Raw genomic sequence first — 15,383 nt, 5'->3', positions numbered from 1 at the left:
AATAGATGACAGCTAGAGTTAAAATTTGCGGCCTTGGCCGAGTAGAAGATGTGGCAGCATGTGTTGCGGCGGGTGCCGCTTATGTGGGGTTTGTGCTGTATGAAAAATCCCCCCGCCACCTGAGTGTAGAAGATGCGCGTCGCTTGGCCTTGGAGGTTCCGGTTGGTATAGCCAAGGTGGCGCTGACGGTGGATGCAGATGATGCGATGTTGGACGCGCTGGTTGATCAAGTTCCGCTGGATATGTTGCAGTTGCATGGTCACGAGAGCCCAGAGCGTGTGGCGCAGGTGCGAGAGCGGTTTGGCCTTCCGGTGATGAAGGCTGTTGGTGTGGCGGATGAGGGGGACCTTGCTGCGGTAGCGGACTTCGCTCGGGTTGCGGATCAGATACTTGTGGACGCGAAACCTCCGAAGGGGGCTGCTTTGCCGGGTGGTAACGGGCTTGCCTTTGATTGGCGTCTGATTGCCGGACGCCGGTGGACTGTGCCGTGGATGCTGGCGGGAGGCCTGACACATGAGAATGTTGTTGAAGCAATCCGCATGACAGGGGCGTGCCAAGTGGATGTGTCCTCTGGCGTTGAGAGGGTTAAAGGGGTCAAAAGTGCGGGCTTGATTGCGAAGTTTATTGATGAGGTCGCATCTACTCGAACTTAGTATTTACCTTTTGTGCCCTATGTTCGTGGTTATGACACAGACAGTTTTCTCAATGACGCCTGAGGCGTGGTTTCGCCATCTATTTAAATCTAAGGCTGCTTTGGATGGTGGGGTGGTTCGGCGTAAAGTTAGAGATATGGAGCGTATAGTCGGGCGCCGTTTCTTTTACTTGGGAATAGGTCGCCGTGGATTTACTGCGGTTGAAAATGCGGGTCAGGTTGTGGTCTTTTGCAATGCAGATACGGTGGTCGCAACGGCCGGATCAGTAGAAACTCTCAAAGAGAGTTTTGCCTTCAAATCCTCATCAAGGATTTGAAGGCAGAGTTTCATAGAAACTCTGATACTTTACCTCGGTGAAATGTCGAGATACATCTGGGCAGTCGTATAACGGGAGCCTGTGAAATGCCTGATAACCTTTTAAATTCGTTCAAGTCCGGTCCCGACGAACAGGGCCGATTCGGTGATTTTGGCGGGCGCTTTGTCTCTGAGACATTGATGCCGCTGATCCTTGAGTTAGAGGAGCAGTATGAATATGCTAAAACTGATAAATCCTTCTGGGACGAGATGGATTTTCTGTGGAAGCATTATGTCGGACGACCTAGCCCATTGTATCATGCTGAACGTCTAACCGAGCATTTGGGCGGCGCTAAAGTCTACATGAAGCGCGACGAGTTAAACCACACTGGCGCGCATAAGATTAATAATGTGTTGGGGCAAATCATCCTTGCTCGGCGCATGGGCAAGACCCGCATTATTGCGGAAACCGGTGCGGGGCAGCATGGTGTTGCTACAGCAACTGTTTGCGCCAAATTTGGTCTGAAGTGTGTGGTTTATATGGGCGCACATGATGTTGAGCGGCAGGCTCCCAACGTGTTCCGCATGCGGTTGCTAGGCGCGGAAGTGGTCGCGGTGACGTCGGGACGCGGGACGCTTAAAGATGCCATGAATGATGCGATGCGCGACTGGGTGACCAACGTTGCGGATACTTTTTACTGTATTGGTACGGTTGCAGGCCCACATCCATATCCAGCCATGGTGCGTGACTTTCAAGCGATCATCGGCACCGAGGCCAAAGAGCAGATGATGGAGGCCGAAGGCCGCTTACCCGACACTTTGATCGCAGCAATCGGCGGTGGGTCCAATGCGATGGGACTGTTCTTTCCGTTCCTTGACGACAAAAGCGTTGAGATCATCGGCGTAGAGGCTGGTGGTAAGGGTGTGAATTCCAAGATGGAACATTGTGCATCCCTCACGGGCGGTCGTCCCGGCGTGCTGCACGGAAATCGCACTTATCTGCTGCAAGATGATGACGGGCAAATCCTTGAGGGGTTCTCGATCTCGGCTGGTTTGGACTATCCGGGCATTGGTCCAGAGCATTCATGGCTGCATGAGATTGGTCGCGCGCAATATGTCGCAATCACCGATGTCGAAGCGTTGGAAGCGTTTCAACTGTGCTGTGAATTAGAGGGGATTATTCCCGCGCTAGAGCCATCGCACGCGTTGGCACATGTGATGAAAATTGCACCGACCCTGCCGAAAGATCACATCATTTGCATGAATATGTGTGGTCGTGGGGACAAGGACATATTCACTGTTGCCAAGGCTTTGGGCTTTGATATGGGGACCGAGCTTAGCTAGATTGCCCCTTCGTTCGCAGGCTTTCGAGCCAGTCGACCAGCTCTGTCAAAAGGGCCGTCGACTGCCCCGGAGAAACCTGTGAGCCTATGAGTTGCGCCCCCACAAGATCGGCCTGAAGTTTTTGCGCTAAATGTCTGGGCTTTTTCTGCTTCTCGATGTGCCCACTCTCTTGTGCAGCCTCAAAGGCTCGGGTGATCGCGTCTTGCATCCCCATCATCATTTGAAGCGCCATGGCGCGGGCATCTTTGTCGGCGTCACCGGTCTCCAAAAGGGTTTTTGGGAGCAGGCAGACTTTGAGGCCTTCCTGGTGTTGGATCGAATCCGTGACGAACTCTGCAAGACCTTTCAAAGGGTCCGCGCTGCTCGCCAGATATTCCTTCAAGATGTTCTTGTTTCCCTGCGCATAGGCCTCAAGCACCTCGCAAAACAACCCTTCCTTTGATTTGAACGCGGCGTAAATACTGCCGGGGAGCATCTGTAACGCCCCCTCAAGATCTTTGAGGGAGGTCGTATGATACCCGTTTTGCCAAAACAATTTCGTGGCAGCTTCAATGCTGGCTTCTCTGGTTTGCTTCATGGGGCGGGGCATGCCGTGGTTCCTTTCGGTCCGCTAATATAGGTGTCCGGGCCTGTTTGGTCAATTGTTGAGTGATCACTAAACTATTACTTGAGTGATCACTCAACAACTGTCAGGTAAGCGGCTCACGTATGCTGCTTTGATCCTGAAAGGATAGGATATGACCAAACTCACGAGCCACACGATTAAAACCGCCCCGGAGGAAAGCCGCGCCATGATGCGTGCGGGGCAAGAGAATTTCGGATTTATACCGGGTCTACACGCGGTCTTGGCCGCGTCGCCCGTGGCATATGAAGCATATAACAAGCTGCACGAATTGTTCATGAATTCGAGTTTCGACGATGAGGAGAAGACAGTTGTTTGGATGGCGATCAACGTCGAGCACCGCTGCCATTATTGTGTGCCTGCCCATACCGGGATCGCCTATTCTATGGGGGTTAGTGAGGATATTGTGAATGCACTTCGCGACAATACTCCGCTAACCAGCCCAAAGCTGGAAGCGCTGCGAACCTTCACCCTTCAGGTGGTTCGTGAACGAGGCCATGTCAGTGATAGCCAGCTTTCGGATTTCCGTGCAGCGGGGTTTTCCGAGGCGCATATTCTGGAAGTGCTTTTGGGGGCAGCTCAGAAATTGATGTCGAATTACACAAACCACCTTGCTGAAACGCCGGTTGATAGCGTGTTCGAGAAGTTCGCGTGGACCCCAACAGACGCAGGCTAAAAGGGGAGGCGGGGTCACCTGTGTTGCGGGTGACCCTCTCTTGTTTGTGGCCGGGCGGAGGGCGTTTACAAGGCCTGTGCAATAGCGCGAAACATGGCGATATATTCATCCGCCACGCCGGGCTCGCGGAACTTTCGATCTGCCGCTGTCGAGGCAATAACCACGCCTGCAGGGCGATTGACGTAGATATATTGCCCATACACACCGCGTGCCATGAACTCGCCCTCTGGCGCGTCTGCGGGTATCCACCATTGGTAGCCATAGTTAATTTCGCCGGTCTGTGTCGGGGCTGATGGCACGGTCGAGGCGGCGATCCAATCCGCGGGAACAATCTGTTGCCCGTTTAGCTGACCGTTTTGCAAAGCCATCAGCCCCATACGTGCATAGTCGCGCGTGGTCAGATTTAACCCGCCCAGCACAAAGGCCACACCTTCGCCGTCAGAGATGTAGTAAGGCGCGCTTTCCAAGCCCATCGGGCCGATGATTTTCTCGACCATCAGATCAGGGATCGAGCGACCGGTCGCGCCCCGAATAACCATCGACAAGACATGTGTGTCGATGGAGACATATTGCCAAGTTTCACCAGGTTCAGCGAAGCTTTCGGTTATACCTGCGGCAAATTCATCCATCGCGCCACCAAGGGCGAGGATCCGGCCCATACGGTTGATGTCGGAGCTTTTGTCGAGGTAATCTTCGTCAAAGGTAACGCCAGAGGCCATGTTCAAAACATTGCGTACGCTCGCGCCCTCATAGGCGGAGCCGACCAATTCCGGAGCGTATTTAACGACTGGATCATCAATTGAGCTGATTGACCCATCCGCTAAAATAACGCCCATCAGTGCGGAAAGATAGCTTTTGGCGACGGACCACGAGATACGTAAATCAGTGTCTTTTGTGTCTTGATAATAGCTTTGGTGAACCAATTGCCCGTCTTTGAGCACCACCATTGACGTGACCGTGCGCGCGGTGACCCAATCTTGCGTTTGTGCGGGCATTTTGGCCTCGGGGCCTTGGGGTAGCGGGCTTGCAGGTGCGTCAGGAATGACCATCGGAACATTCAGAAATGCCTTGTTCATGCCAGAGAAGTTGGCAACGATTTTTTCCTCTGAAAACAGCGAGTTGACGGCTAGAAGCCGAGTGATTTCCTCGCGCTTCCAGATGCCAATGATAACGGCCACAACCGCCAAAAGGGCTACCAGGCGCAAGGCCCATTTCAAGATTGTACGCATTGGCGTGTCTCCGTTAGTTGAAGCGGTCCATGAGCTTTTGCAGCGGATTTAGGGTGTCTTCGCCTATTGGCTGGGGCTTTTGGGGCGCTTTGGGTTTTGGCTTTGGTTTGGTGGTCGAGGATCGTGCAGGGGCTACGCGCAGGCCTACGGCGTTCAGGAACTTGGCGCTATCTCCGTCGGCCAGATAGGGCGCGCCGTCGGACACGCCTCGCAGCACATCGTCAAGCCAGTCTTGCTCGGATTTGGCAAAGTCATTGAGCACATAAGAGGCCACTTTGTCTTTATGGCCGGGGTGGCCCACACCCAAACGAACGCGGTCATAATGTGGGCTGATATGTTGGTGGATCGAGCGCAGCCCGTTGTGGCCCGCATGACCACCGCCGGATTTAACGCGTGTTTTGGCGGGCGCGAGGTCGATCTCATCGTGAAAGACGGTGATGTCGGTGCTGTCGAGTTTGTAGAACCGCATGGCCTCGCCCACGGACTGGCCGGACAGGTTCATGAAGGTGGCGGGCTTGAGCAGCAGCACTTTTTCGTGGCCAAGACGACCTTCGCTGATCTGGCCCTGAAATTTGGCTTTCCATGGCAGGAATCCATGATCTTCGGCAATGCGCTCAACGGCCATAAAGCCGATATTGTGCCGATTGGCCGCGTATTTCGCGCCGGGGTTTCCGAGGCCTACAAAGAGTTTCATGGAGGGAGTTTACCGCGTCTGGCAGCGCGGGGCCAGAGGGCTAACGATGCGAATACGCAGGTAATGCCTGTGTAGAGGCGTCAGATATGTTTGGGCTCTTTTGCACGAGACTATGACTTGATCTTGATGGAAACCCGTCAGTGAAAAGGGCGGGCGAAACATGTGCTTTCATCGCCCGTGAAGCCCGTGTTATCCGTCCCGTCCCGGCTCATCGGGATCGCTAGAGAACAGTGCGACCTTGTTGCCTTGGGGGTCGCGGAGGTAGCCAACATAAAAAAGAGGCCCATATGAGTCACGGAAGCCCGGCTGGCCCTCGTCAAATCCACCTGCGGCAAACGCAGCGGCGTGAAGGTCACGAACTTGGCTTTGACTGCGCGCCTCAAATGCGATCATAACACCGTTCCCAGCCGAGGCCGGACGCCCGTCGAAGGTTGGCTTGACGTAGAAATCTGGCGAAACGGGAGACTGGCCCGGTTGCACAGGCAGCGCGTAACTTAGGCCTTCAGGACCCTCCTTAAGCTCATAATCGAGGGCAGGCAGGAACGCAGAATAAAACCGTTTCGCGCGAGCGATGTCATCAGCACCGACGGTGACGTAGGCAATCATGCTGTGTGTTTCCTTTCCGGAAGTTTGGGTATGGCAACGAGGTGACTGCGTTATGGTAAACCAACATATTATTTGGCTCAATGCTGGCATTCGGGCAAAAGAAAACGCGCGCCCTTTGAGGAGCGCGCGTTAAAATAGTGTAGCGGTCGAGACGGGGGAAGATTACTCTTCGCCGCCCTCTTCAGTTGCTGCGGCTTCTTCGCCTTCAACGGCTTCGCCGTCTTCGTCCTCGTCCTCACCAGCAGATTTCAGGCTGGATGGAGCAGACAAGGTTGCGATGACGAAATCACGGTCGATGGTCACTTTCGCGCCGTCAGGTAGCTTAACGGACGAGATCGTCACGTTTTCGCCAACTTCGGTCTTGGAGACGTCGATGGTGATGCTGTCGGGGATATCGCCAGCGGTTACAACGAGTTCCACCTCTGGACGTACAAGTGTCAGCACGCCGCCTTTTTTCAGGCCAGGAGATTCTTCTTCGCCCACAACATCGACGTGAATGAACAGTGCGATTTTTGTGGTACGGCGCAAGCGCATGAAGTCGATGTGCGTGGGCAGATCTTTGACCAGATCGCGTTGCACGTTACGGCAGATAACGCGAACGTCGTCTTGGCCTTCGATTTTCATGTTTTGTAGCGTGGACATGAAGCGACCGGCGCGCAGTTGCTTCAGCAGTTTGTTGAACGAGATTTGGATAGGCTGTGGATCTTCACCACCACCATATACAATACCTGGCACCATGCCGTTACGGCGTGCTGTGCGAGCGGCCCCCTTGCCCGTCCCCGCGCGTGTCTCAACTTCAAGATCAGGGATCTTACCAGCCATGACTATATTCCTTTTCAAATGGGTGCGGCTGCCTCCAAGGGTGTCGGGCCGCGTGAAGAGTGCCGTATAGGAGGGAATCGCGCGAAGGGGAAGGGGTTTTTGTTGATTTAGATTGCCGAGGCTGCGGGGGGGCGATAGCGCTTGGGTAATGTCAGTAATTTCCGCCCTAAACCTGTCGCGTGTCCCCGCCTTGGCCTTTGCCATTTTGGGCCTCTATTGGGGGTGTTTCGCCACCTATGTGCCACTGCTCAAGGAGCGTCTTGGAGCAGGGGATGCACTGTTTGGGACCTTGCTTATGGGCTCGGCTTTCGGGTTGATCACAACCATGTGGATAGCCCCGGTGGTGGACCGGATGTTGGGCCGTTGGGCGATGGCGGTTTGTACCCTTGGACTTGCGGCGGCGTTTTTAGGGCTGGGAGGCGTGACTGCTGCGCAGGGGTTCTTTTGGGCAATGGTCGGGTGCGGAATGGCGTCGGGGCTGTTGGATGTGATCATGAACGCGCGGGTCTCGGAGTTGGAAGCGCGCCACGCCCGCGCGTTGATGAACGCAAACCATGGCGTGTTCTCGCTGGCCTATGCGTTGGGGGCCTTTGGTGCGGGCGTGGCGCGCGAAGGAAGCATTGAGCCGCTGGCCATGTTTGGCGCGCTCGGGGTGGTGGCGGTGATGTCCTTTGCGCGGTTGAAGATGGAGCCGGTTGCGGTACCAGACGATGGGGCGCGGGTGCGCTTGCCTTGGGGTGTTGTGGGCCTATGCGGCGCGATCGTGTTGATTGCGTTCATGGCCGAGGCTGCGGTGGAAACATGGTCGGCCCTGCATGTGGAGCGCACGTTAGCTGGCCGTGCCGCAGAGGGCGCGTTGGGCCCGACAATGCTTGGTCTGACCATGGCCATGGGGCGTTTTGGTGGGCAAGCCGTGAGCGCGCGATTGAGTGACTTAAGCGTCATTGTGGGGGCCACGGTTTTGGCCGTGGCGGGCGCAGTTTTGGCGGCGGCGGCCCCGGCTCCGGTGATTGCCTATGCGGGGTTCGGCGTGATGGGGTTGGGCCTGTCGGTGATCGCGCCCCTGGGGTTGGGGGTGGTTGGGCGCATGGTGCCGCCAGCTTTGCGGGTCGTGGCAATTTCGCGCACGGCGGCACTAGGGTTTTTGGGCTTCTTTGCGGCCCCGACCATCATGGGCTTTGTGTCCGAGGGCTACGGGTTGCGCGCCGCCTTTGGGGCGATCGCGCTGTTGGTGCTGGGCGTATCGCCGCTGATTTGGGCCTTGAAAACCAAGGGGGCGTGACCTCAAGGAGCGCTTGCGCGCGCGTGATTATTTGATGGGGGCTTTGCCCCCAAGCCCCCAGAGTATTTCGCCCTTAGGAGGTTGTTTTAGGTCCAGATTTAAGCCCAGTCGCCGTAGAAGTCGCGTGGCACCAGCAGGTTGTCTTTGTTCAGGTCGTGCACATCACGTTCACCGCAGAGCGCCATGGTAAGGTCAAGCTCCGTATGGATGACGCGCAAGGCTTCCTCCACGCCGAACTGGCCCATTGCACCCAGACCGTAGACGAATGCACGCCCGATGTAGGTGCCAGTGGCGCCCATTGCCAAAGCTTTCAGCACGTCTTGGCCAGAGCGCACGCCACTGTCGAGATGCACCTCGATTTTGTCACCGACCGCATCCATGATCGCAGGCAGTGCTTTGATTGACGAGATCGCGCCATCAAGTTGGCGGCCGCCGTGGTTGGACACGATTATCGCGTCTGCACCGATATCCAGCGCCATTTTGGCGTCATCAGCATCGAGGATGCCTTTGAGGATCATTTTGCCGTCCCATTTGCGGCGGTACTCTTTCACCGTGTCCCAGTTCAGGCGTGGATCAAACGCCTGCTCGGTCCAGCTGTGCAGGCTGGAGAGGTCTTCCACATCGGTTGCATGGCCGACAATGTTGCGGAAGGTGCGGCGGTGGGTTTGCAGCATTTGTAGCCCCCAACGCCATTTGGTTGCGAGGTCTAGAATGGTATGGGGGGCCAGTTTGATCGGGATGGACAGGCCGTTTTTGATGTCTTTGTGGCGTTGCCCCAAAATTTGCAGGTCCAGCGTTAGCACCAGCGCGTCACATTCGGCGGCTCTGGCGCGGTCCAGCAGGTTGTCGACGAATTTCTCGTCGCGCATCACGTAAAGCTGGAACCAAAACGGGGCGGTTGTGTTCTCGGCCACATCCTCGATCGAGCACACGGACATGGTGGACAGGGTGAATGGCACGCCGAATTTTTCAGCCGCTTTGGCCGCCAGAATTTCACCATCAGCGTGTTGCATACCCGTTGAGCCAACAGGGGCCAGCGCCACGGGCATTGCCACATCGCGACCAATCATTTTTGATTTGGTGGAGCGGCCCTCCATGTTGACGGCTACGCGCTGGCGCAGCTTGATCAGATCGAAGTCAGAGCAATTTTCGCGGAAAGTTTGTTCAGTCCAACTGCCACTTTCGCAGTAATCGTAGAACATCTTGGGCGTGCGACGCTTGTAGATACGCTTGAGGTCTTCGATTTCCGTGATTTTAGCCATTTTCCGCCCTTACCCTCTAAATTGGTTAGGTCTTGTTACCAATTTGGAGGGTTTGGAGTCAATGCGGCGATTTACCTTGTTTAGTTCGATATTGAACTATATGTGGTTCGATATCGTACCAACTTAAAGGCTTACCCATGAAATTTACTAGAAGAAACACACTCGCGATTCTTGGAGGAGGTTTGGTGCTTGCTGCCGCAGGCGGCTCGTACCGTGTTACGCGGTTTCCCAATAAGGCCTTGGCACCATGGAGCAACGCGGGACTTTATGACGAGCCGCGGATGCGGGCCTTGTCTTATGCGATCTTGTCTCCGAACCCGCATAATCGCCAACCATGGATGGTCGATATAAGTACGCCAGATGAGCTAACGCTATATGTTGATACTGCCCGAATGCTGGAACATACCGATCCATTCAATCGTCAGATTACAATTGGACTTGGGTGTTTTCTGGAAACGCTAAGCCTTGCGGCGCGGGATGCGGGTCAAACAGTTGAGCTGGAGTTGTTTCCGGATGGTGAAAAGCCGGATGCATTGGATGGCAGGCCGGTCGCCATCGCGCGCTTTACAAATGGCGGAAGCCCTGATCCCTTGTTTGTTCATGTTCTGGATCGGCGCACCCAAAAAGAGCCTTACGATTTGTCGCGCCCGGTACCGGATGCTGTTCTTCCGATCTTGGAGCGGGCTTGTATATATGGCAGCCAAACCGGTTCAACGAATGATGCCCCGATGGTTGAGGTGCTGCGAAAGCTGTCACATGACGCGCTTGTCATCGAGGGTGAGACGGCCAGAACCTATAAGGAAAGTGTAGATTTGTTTCGGATTGGGTCCCGTGAAGTAGACGCGAACCCTGATGGGATTGATTTCACCGGGCCCCTATTCGAAGGGTTGGCCGCGGCAGGGCTTTTCACGCGCGAAGCGGCGCTGGATACTAATTCAAGTACCTTCCGTCAGGGGGCCGCAATGATTTTGAAGAATGCCGATACGGCTATGGGGCATGTTTGGTTAACGAGCGAAGCTAACACACGGGTGGACCAGATCAATGCTGGACGAGACTGGATGCGGCTACATTTGGCAGCAACCGCGCAGGGGATTGCGTTGCAGCCGTTGAGCCAAGCCCTGCAAGAATACCCGGAGATGGTTGGTAAATTTGCGGATATCCACAAAATTCTGGCCCCAGAGGGCGGGACCGTGCAAATGTTTGCCCGATTAGGATACTGTGAGAGCGTGCGACCCAGCCCTAGATGGCCAATTGAGGAAAAACTTCTGAATGGATGAGCAAAACAACGGCGCTTATTTCAGGCTGTTTAGAGAAATTAACATTTTGGACCAACTTAGCCGCTCTCTTTTGGAAGCTAAGCTGCCCGAGGGGCTGATTGCGCCTCACTTTACAGTCCTGAGCCACTTGTGTCAGGTCGGTGATGGGGCAACTCCGTTAGAGTTGGCCCGCACGTTCCAAGTGCCCAAAACATCCATGACACACACGTTAATGGGGCTGGAAAAGCGAAAGCTAGTGGCGATGCGCCCAAATCCGGCCGATGCGAGGTCAAAGCAAGTTTGGTTGCTGGAGGAGGGACGGCGGGTGCGCGGTGCGGGCATCGCGGCCCTTGGCCCAGAGTTCTCCGATATCATGGAGGTGGTGTCCCTGGACGAGGTGGCGCAGGTTTTGCCAACCCTTGAAAAACTGCGAACCTATTTGGACAGCAACCGTAAGTCTTAAACCTCAGGCCCGATGCGCGCCGTCAGCTAAAGTTTTCACGAACGCCAGAACGTCTGCGGTGCTTTCACCGTCGGCTATTTTCTGCACGATGGCAGAGCCTACAACGGTACCGTCGGCCACGCCTGCAATGGCCTCGGCGGTTTGTGGCGTTTTGACCCCGAAGCCTACGATGACTGGCAGATCAGTGCTTTGCTTGATCCGCGCAACAGCCGGGGCGACGTCGGCGGCTTGCGCCTCGGCGGCGCCAGTGATGCCGTTGATCGAGACGTAATAGACAAAGCCGGAGGTGTTTTGCAGCACTTTAGGGAGGCGTTTGGCATCGGTGGTCGGGGTTGCGAGGCGAATGAAGTTGAGGCCTGCCTTTTGGGCGGGGATGCACAGCTCGTCGTCTTCCTCGGGGGGCAGATCCACGATGATCAACCCGTCGATGCCGGCCTCCTTGGCGTCAGCGAGGAAGCGGTCAACGCCGCGCGAATAGATCGGGTTGTAATAGCCCATTGCCACGATGGGGGTGGTGTTATCGGTGGCGCGGAAGTCGCGCACGAATTGCAGGAACTTCTCTAGCGTCATGCCCGCCGCCAGCGCACGCTGGCCTGCAAGTTGGATCGTGGCCCCGTCGGCCATCGGATCAGTGAAGGGAATGCCCAACTCGATAATATCGACACCGGCAGAGGGCAGGCCTTTGACAATTTCCAAGGCTTTTGCCGTGTCTGGGTCACCGGCCATCACATAAGTTACAAAGGCTTTTTTACCCTCGGCCTTCAGCCGCGCGAATGTGTCGTCGATGCGTGTCATGTGTTGTCCCCTGCCTAAAAGCTTAGATCGGTTTGCACCATGTGACGGGGGGAAATCAATGCCCTGCTTGACGCCAAGCCCTCTCGGCCCCTACATGCCCGCGACTTTAGCTAAAAAAGGACGCGTCAGATGGGTTTTAAAATGGGTATTGTTGGACTGCCAAATGTTGGCAAATCCACGTTGTTCAACGCGCTGACGCGCACTGCTGCGGCGCAAGCGGCCAACTTTCCGTTTTGCACAATCGAGCCGAACGTGGGTGAGGTTGGCGTGCCGGATGCGCGGCTGGACGCTTTGGCTGAAATTGCAGGCTCGAAGCAAATTATCCCGACCCGCATGACGTTCGTGGATATCGCGGGTTTGGTTAAAGGGGCCTCGCAGGGTGAAGGCTTAGGCAATCAGTTCTTGGCAAATATTCGCGAGACCGATGCGATTGCCCACGTGCTGCGCTGCTTTGAAGACGGTGACGTGACCCATGTGGAGGGGCGCGTTGACCCTGTGGCCGACGCCGAGGTGATCGAGACTGAATTGATGCTGTCGGATCTGGAATCAATCGAAAAGCGTTTGGTCAATATCGTGCGCAAAGTACGTGGTGGCGACAAGGAGGCGGTTCAGCAAGAGCGCCTGCTGCGCGCCGCGATGGAGGTGCTGGAAGCAGGCAAGCCAGCGCGCACCGTTGAGATTGACGAGGATGACATCAAGGCATGGAAAATGCTGCAATTGCTGACCTCCAAGCCGATTTTATATGTGTGCAATGTCGACGAGGCGTCCTCGGCTGAGGGCAATGACTTCTCGCAAAAAGTAGCTGTGATGGCTGCCGAGCAAGGGGCGGCGTCAGTGGTGATCTCGGCGCAGATCGAGGAAGAAATTTCGCAACTGGAGCCAGATGAGGCCGAGATGTTTCTGACCGAGATGGGTCTGGAAGAGGCCGGCCTAGATCGGCTGATCCGTGCTGGCTATGAATTGTTGCATTTGGAGACATACTTTACCGTCGGCCCCAAAGAGGCCCGCGCTTGGACGATCAAGCAGGGCACCAGTGCGCCGCAGGCCGCAGGGGTAATTCACGGCGACTTCGAGAAGGGTTTTATCCGTGCCGAGACGATAGCCTTTGATGATTTTGTGAGCTTCAAGGGCGAGCAAGGCGCCAAAGAAGCGGGTAAAATGCGCGCCGAGGGCAAGGCCTATACGGTCAAAGACGGCGATGTTTTGCACTTTTTGTTCAATAATTAAGATTCGGTTTAAGGAGTGGGAAAATCATTGTAGGTTTCCCATGAAATAAGCCCCCTCGCGATTCTATTTTGAACGCAAAGGGGCATCCAATGTGTAATTTAACGAGTGACATTATGAATGAACCAAATCTGCTATGGCAGTTGACGGGGGCTCGCCCCGGGCCAATTTTACTAGCAACGGGCATATTGGACGACTTAGCCCCCGTGGTGGAGCGGCTGCAATTGCTACCCTCTTTGGTATATCTTCGCGGCTCACTGATGGTTGGCCCGCCCAACACTCAGGTTGAGGCTGACGAGGTGCTTGCCTTGCAGGGCAAAGATGAGGGCGAGCTTTTCCAGCGCATCCTTACCCGCGCGTCCGAGCTTGGCATGATTTCTGGGCGTGGCCTTCCTGCCGAGATGTTGGTGGCCTAAGTCGCTGCCATCCAAAATAGGGCTGTATAAAAACGGTTCCGTTCCGGGCTGTTTGTGGCACTATCGCGGTATTGTATTATTTGATTCGAGAAGGTTATTTCCATGGCTGGACCCAAAACACGACCCACCAACAATCATCACTGCTTTGAGGGGGCCGGTTACGGCTTCTGGAAGGCGCTTGCGCAGGGGATGCGACCCACTGGTATGACCGCTTCACCTGACGGCTATCAGCTGGACTACAAGGTGGATGTGGACGGCTCCATCGTGCAAAATGGCGGTATGTTTGCCCCGCAAGAGGTGAAGATGTTGCCGGGCACATACTTCCGATTTTTCGGCACGGTGACCAAGAACCGCTACGGCGCTGGCTCGTCCATGGCGGGCGGCTGGTGGCTGGACTTTGACAACTTCCTGAAGGTCTGCGACTGGGCCGAGCAACACGATGTATCGTTGGCCCGCGCGGCACAGGCGCTGCTGGTGATCCCTAAGGAATGGCACGATTGCGGCTATGTGGGGCGGGCGCGTCTAAACGTCACGATGAAGGCATGGGTTGGCAAGGGCAAACCTGCCACCGGCTCGATTAGCCCTGATAGTTCCGAGCGCGACAAGGATGAGGCTCCGGTCACGATGGCCCCTGCGCACTTGGAAATGAAGCAATACTTCGTTCCCGGTGACAGAGCTTTGCTGAGCAGCTGTTTCAACTTGGTGAACACCCAACAAGTGATCCGCAAAGACGCCCGCCTCCCCCGCGCTTAAGGGAATTGGCCTCGAGGTGATATTTTCGGTTGCCGCCCTGCAAACCTATCGCTAAACGGGTCGGCGGAGACGTGGCCGAGTGGTCGAAGGCGCTCGCCTGCTAAGTGAGTAAACGGGGAACCGTTTCGAGGGTTCGAATCCCTTCGTCTCCGCCACCTACCCCTGTCTCAATTTTCCATGTGGTTTTGGCACGCAATTTGTGCGTGATTTCGGGGCTTGCGAGACGGTGAGTGTGACAGAGACGCACCGTGATGGGTGAATGCCCTCCCATATACTTTCCAGTCTCAAATGCCGAAAACCTCGGTGCGGTTTTTGAGTAATTCCCTGATAACAGAGAATTAACAGGGGAAGTCGGTTGAATTGACTGAAAATGCGGGAATTGGTGCGGAAAATACTATGCAATTACAGAAGCTTGCACGAGAATTCCCTAAGCACATTAACTGGGAATTTAATTAAGCGAACAGGGAATGTATTTGGAGTGATTGGGGAGCCAAGTATTTTTAGGGTGCCGAGTTTCATGTGAATCCAAACAGGCGTTCTTGAACATTCCAATCCAGAGGTAGCTTCGCACGCACCAGAGTTTCCAACGTCAGATTGATGGGTTGATCACCATCTATAAGTGCAGTCTGAATCCGTGGTGACAATTCGGCGAGGGGAATAATCCGCGCTACGTAACTGTCTGAAAACCCCTTAGTGGATGCAATCGTTTTGAGTGGGGCGCCGCTGCGTAGATCGTTCGCCCATTTGTGTGCGTTGCGCATGGCCTGAATTAGGACCTTGTCCGGCATTGGAACTGGATCACCAGCAATAATTTTTAGTTCCGCGCCGCGTTGGCGGCAGCTAAACGGCACATCCAAGTCTACAAGTTCGGAATTTAGATCTGCCACCGGATGCCCAAGCTGGTCTGACAGTAAGTCACCATTCAATTTTATCCGGATACAACCCTGTGCGACCCGACCGGAGATTAATATTGAGGTGGCCCTAGATTTGTA

17 protein-coding genes, 1 tRNA gene and 1 pseudogene are annotated in these 15,383 nt (G+C 55.2%); 11 read left to right on the top strand and 8 right to left on the bottom strand.

Annotation, left to right across the window (positions count from 1 at the left end):
- The first annotated feature begins 5 nt into the window (after window positions 1-5).
- The 3 genes from AC3Y7R_RS08470 to trpB all read left to right on the top strand — a co-directional run bounded on the left by AC3Y7R_RS08470 (window position 6) and on the right by trpB (window position 2,291).
- Entirely contained in the window at window positions 6-653 is a 648-nt protein-coding gene (locus tag AC3Y7R_RS08470; protein ID WP_490041601.1) for a phosphoribosylanthranilate isomerase, read from the top strand.
- 31 nt (window positions 654-684) lie between these two features.
- The gene (locus AC3Y7R_RS08465) at window positions 685-969 is read left to right on the top strand and encodes an N-(5'-phosphoribosyl)anthranilate isomerase (protein ID WP_490041600.1); all 285 of its coding nucleotides are present in this window, start codon (window positions 685-687) and stop codon (window positions 967-969) included.
- Between the two features lie 86 nt (window positions 970-1,055).
- Window positions 1,056-2,291 (top strand): tryptophan synthase subunit beta, encoded by a 1,236-nt coding sequence (trpB, locus tag AC3Y7R_RS08460; RefSeq protein WP_490041599.1) that lies wholly within the window; start codon window positions 1,056-1,058, stop codon window positions 2,289-2,291.
- On the opposite strand, the gene AC3Y7R_RS08455 is transcribed toward trpB, so the two are convergent.
- Entirely contained in the window at window positions 2,284-2,868 is a 585-nt protein-coding gene (locus tag AC3Y7R_RS08455; protein WP_490041598.1) for a TetR/AcrR family transcriptional regulator, read from the bottom strand. The genes trpB and AC3Y7R_RS08455 overlap by 8 nt on opposite strands.
- A 160-nt stretch (window positions 2,869-3,028) precedes the next feature.
- Between AC3Y7R_RS08455 and AC3Y7R_RS08450 the strand changes: the two genes are divergently transcribed.
- Window positions 3,029-3,589: a carboxymuconolactone decarboxylase family protein gene (locus tag AC3Y7R_RS08450; RefSeq protein WP_490041597.1), complete on the top strand. Its 561-nt coding sequence runs from the start codon at window positions 3,029-3,031 to the stop codon at window positions 3,587-3,589.
- Window positions 3,590-3,654: 65 nt separating this feature from the next.
- Here the strand turns inward: AC3Y7R_RS08450 and AC3Y7R_RS08445 are convergent, their stop codons facing one another.
- From AC3Y7R_RS08445 to AC3Y7R_RS08430, 4 genes are all read right to left on the bottom strand, one after another.
- A complete protein-coding gene (locus tag AC3Y7R_RS08445; protein ID WP_490041595.1) occupies window positions 3,655-4,818 on the bottom strand; it encodes a serine hydrolase domain-containing protein in 1,164 nt (387 codons plus the stop codon).
- A gap of 13 nt (window positions 4,819-4,831) precedes the next feature.
- Window positions 4,832-5,512 carry an aminoacyl-tRNA hydrolase gene (pth, locus tag AC3Y7R_RS08440; protein WP_490041594.1) on the bottom strand — a complete coding sequence of 227 codons (681 nt, stop codon included), beginning with the start codon at window positions 5,510-5,512 and terminating at the stop codon, window positions 4,832-4,834.
- A 189-nt stretch (window positions 5,513-5,701) separates the two neighbouring features.
- Window positions 5,702-6,118: a VOC family protein gene (locus AC3Y7R_RS08435; protein ID WP_490041593.1), complete on the bottom strand. Its 417-nt coding sequence runs from the start codon at window positions 6,116-6,118 to the stop codon at window positions 5,702-5,704.
- 162 nt (window positions 6,119-6,280) lie between these two features.
- Window positions 6,281-6,940: a 50S ribosomal protein L25/general stress protein Ctc gene (locus AC3Y7R_RS08430; protein WP_490041592.1), complete on the bottom strand. Its 660-nt coding sequence runs from the start codon at window positions 6,938-6,940 to the stop codon at window positions 6,281-6,283.
- 148 nt (window positions 6,941-7,088) lie between these two features.
- Here AC3Y7R_RS08430 and AC3Y7R_RS08425 point away from each other — a divergent pair, with 148 nt between their 5' ends.
- Window positions 7,089-8,222, top strand: coding sequence for an MFS transporter (locus AC3Y7R_RS08425; protein ID WP_490041591.1), 1,134 nt, complete (start codon window positions 7,089-7,091; stop codon window positions 8,220-8,222).
- Window positions 8,223-8,320: 98 nt separating this feature from the next.
- Here AC3Y7R_RS08425 and AC3Y7R_RS08420 read toward each other — a convergent pair whose 3' ends face one another.
- Window positions 8,321-9,484, bottom strand: a complete 1,164-nt coding sequence (locus tag AC3Y7R_RS08420) for an alpha-hydroxy acid oxidase (protein WP_490041590.1) — start codon at window positions 9,482-9,484, stop codon at window positions 8,321-8,323.
- A 185-nt stretch (window positions 9,485-9,669) separates the two neighbouring features.
- Here AC3Y7R_RS08420 and AC3Y7R_RS08415 point away from each other — a divergent pair, with 185 nt between their 5' ends.
- Both AC3Y7R_RS08415 and AC3Y7R_RS08410 read left to right on the top strand, forming a co-directional pair.
- Entirely contained in the window at window positions 9,670-10,761 is a 1,092-nt protein-coding gene (locus tag AC3Y7R_RS08415) for an Acg family FMN-binding oxidoreductase (protein WP_490041589.1), read from the top strand.
- Complete coding sequence (locus AC3Y7R_RS08410) at window positions 10,754-11,203, top strand: MarR family winged helix-turn-helix transcriptional regulator (protein ID WP_490041588.1); 450 nt, start codon at window positions 10,754-10,756, stop codon at window positions 11,201-11,203. Before AC3Y7R_RS08415 ends, AC3Y7R_RS08410 begins: the two co-directional genes overlap by 8 nt.
- Before the next feature lie 3 nt (window positions 11,204-11,206).
- Here AC3Y7R_RS08410 and trpA read toward each other — a convergent pair whose 3' ends face one another.
- The gene (gene trpA / locus AC3Y7R_RS08405; protein WP_490041587.1) at window positions 11,207-11,998 is read right to left on the bottom strand and encodes a tryptophan synthase subunit alpha; all 792 of its coding nucleotides are present in this window, start codon (window positions 11,996-11,998) and stop codon (window positions 11,207-11,209) included.
- 129 nt (window positions 11,999-12,127) lie between these two features.
- Between trpA and ychF the strand changes: the two genes are divergently transcribed.
- The 4 genes from ychF (at window position 12,128) to AC3Y7R_RS08385 (ending at window position 14,546) form a co-directional block, all read left to right on the top strand.
- Window positions 12,128-13,225: a redox-regulated ATPase YchF gene (ychF, locus tag AC3Y7R_RS08400; RefSeq protein ID WP_490041586.1), complete on the top strand. Its 1,098-nt coding sequence runs from the start codon at window positions 12,128-12,130 to the stop codon at window positions 13,223-13,225.
- Window positions 13,226-13,338: 113 nt separating this feature from the next.
- Window positions 13,339-13,638, top strand: a complete 300-nt coding sequence (locus AC3Y7R_RS08395) for a hypothetical protein (RefSeq protein WP_490041585.1) — start codon at window positions 13,339-13,341, stop codon at window positions 13,636-13,638.
- Window positions 13,639-13,740: 102 nt separating this feature from the next.
- The gene (locus AC3Y7R_RS08390; protein WP_490041584.1) at window positions 13,741-14,391 is read left to right on the top strand and encodes a hypothetical protein; all 651 of its coding nucleotides are present in this window, start codon (window positions 13,741-13,743) and stop codon (window positions 14,389-14,391) included.
- A gap of 65 nt (window positions 14,392-14,456) precedes the next feature.
- Window positions 14,457-14,546, top strand: a tRNA-Ser gene (locus AC3Y7R_RS08385).
- Window positions 14,547-14,906: 360 nt separating this feature from the next.
- On the opposite strand, the pseudogene AC3Y7R_RS08380 reads toward AC3Y7R_RS08385, so the two are convergent.
- Window positions 14,907-15,383, bottom strand: a pseudogene (locus AC3Y7R_RS08380) (recombinase family protein); the annotation flags it as partial.

It is taken from the genome of Litoreibacter sp. (genome assembly GCF_058136045.1).
The sequence above is the reverse complement of the archived record's forward strand: the minus strand, read 5'-3'. Positions and strand labels throughout refer to the sequence as shown.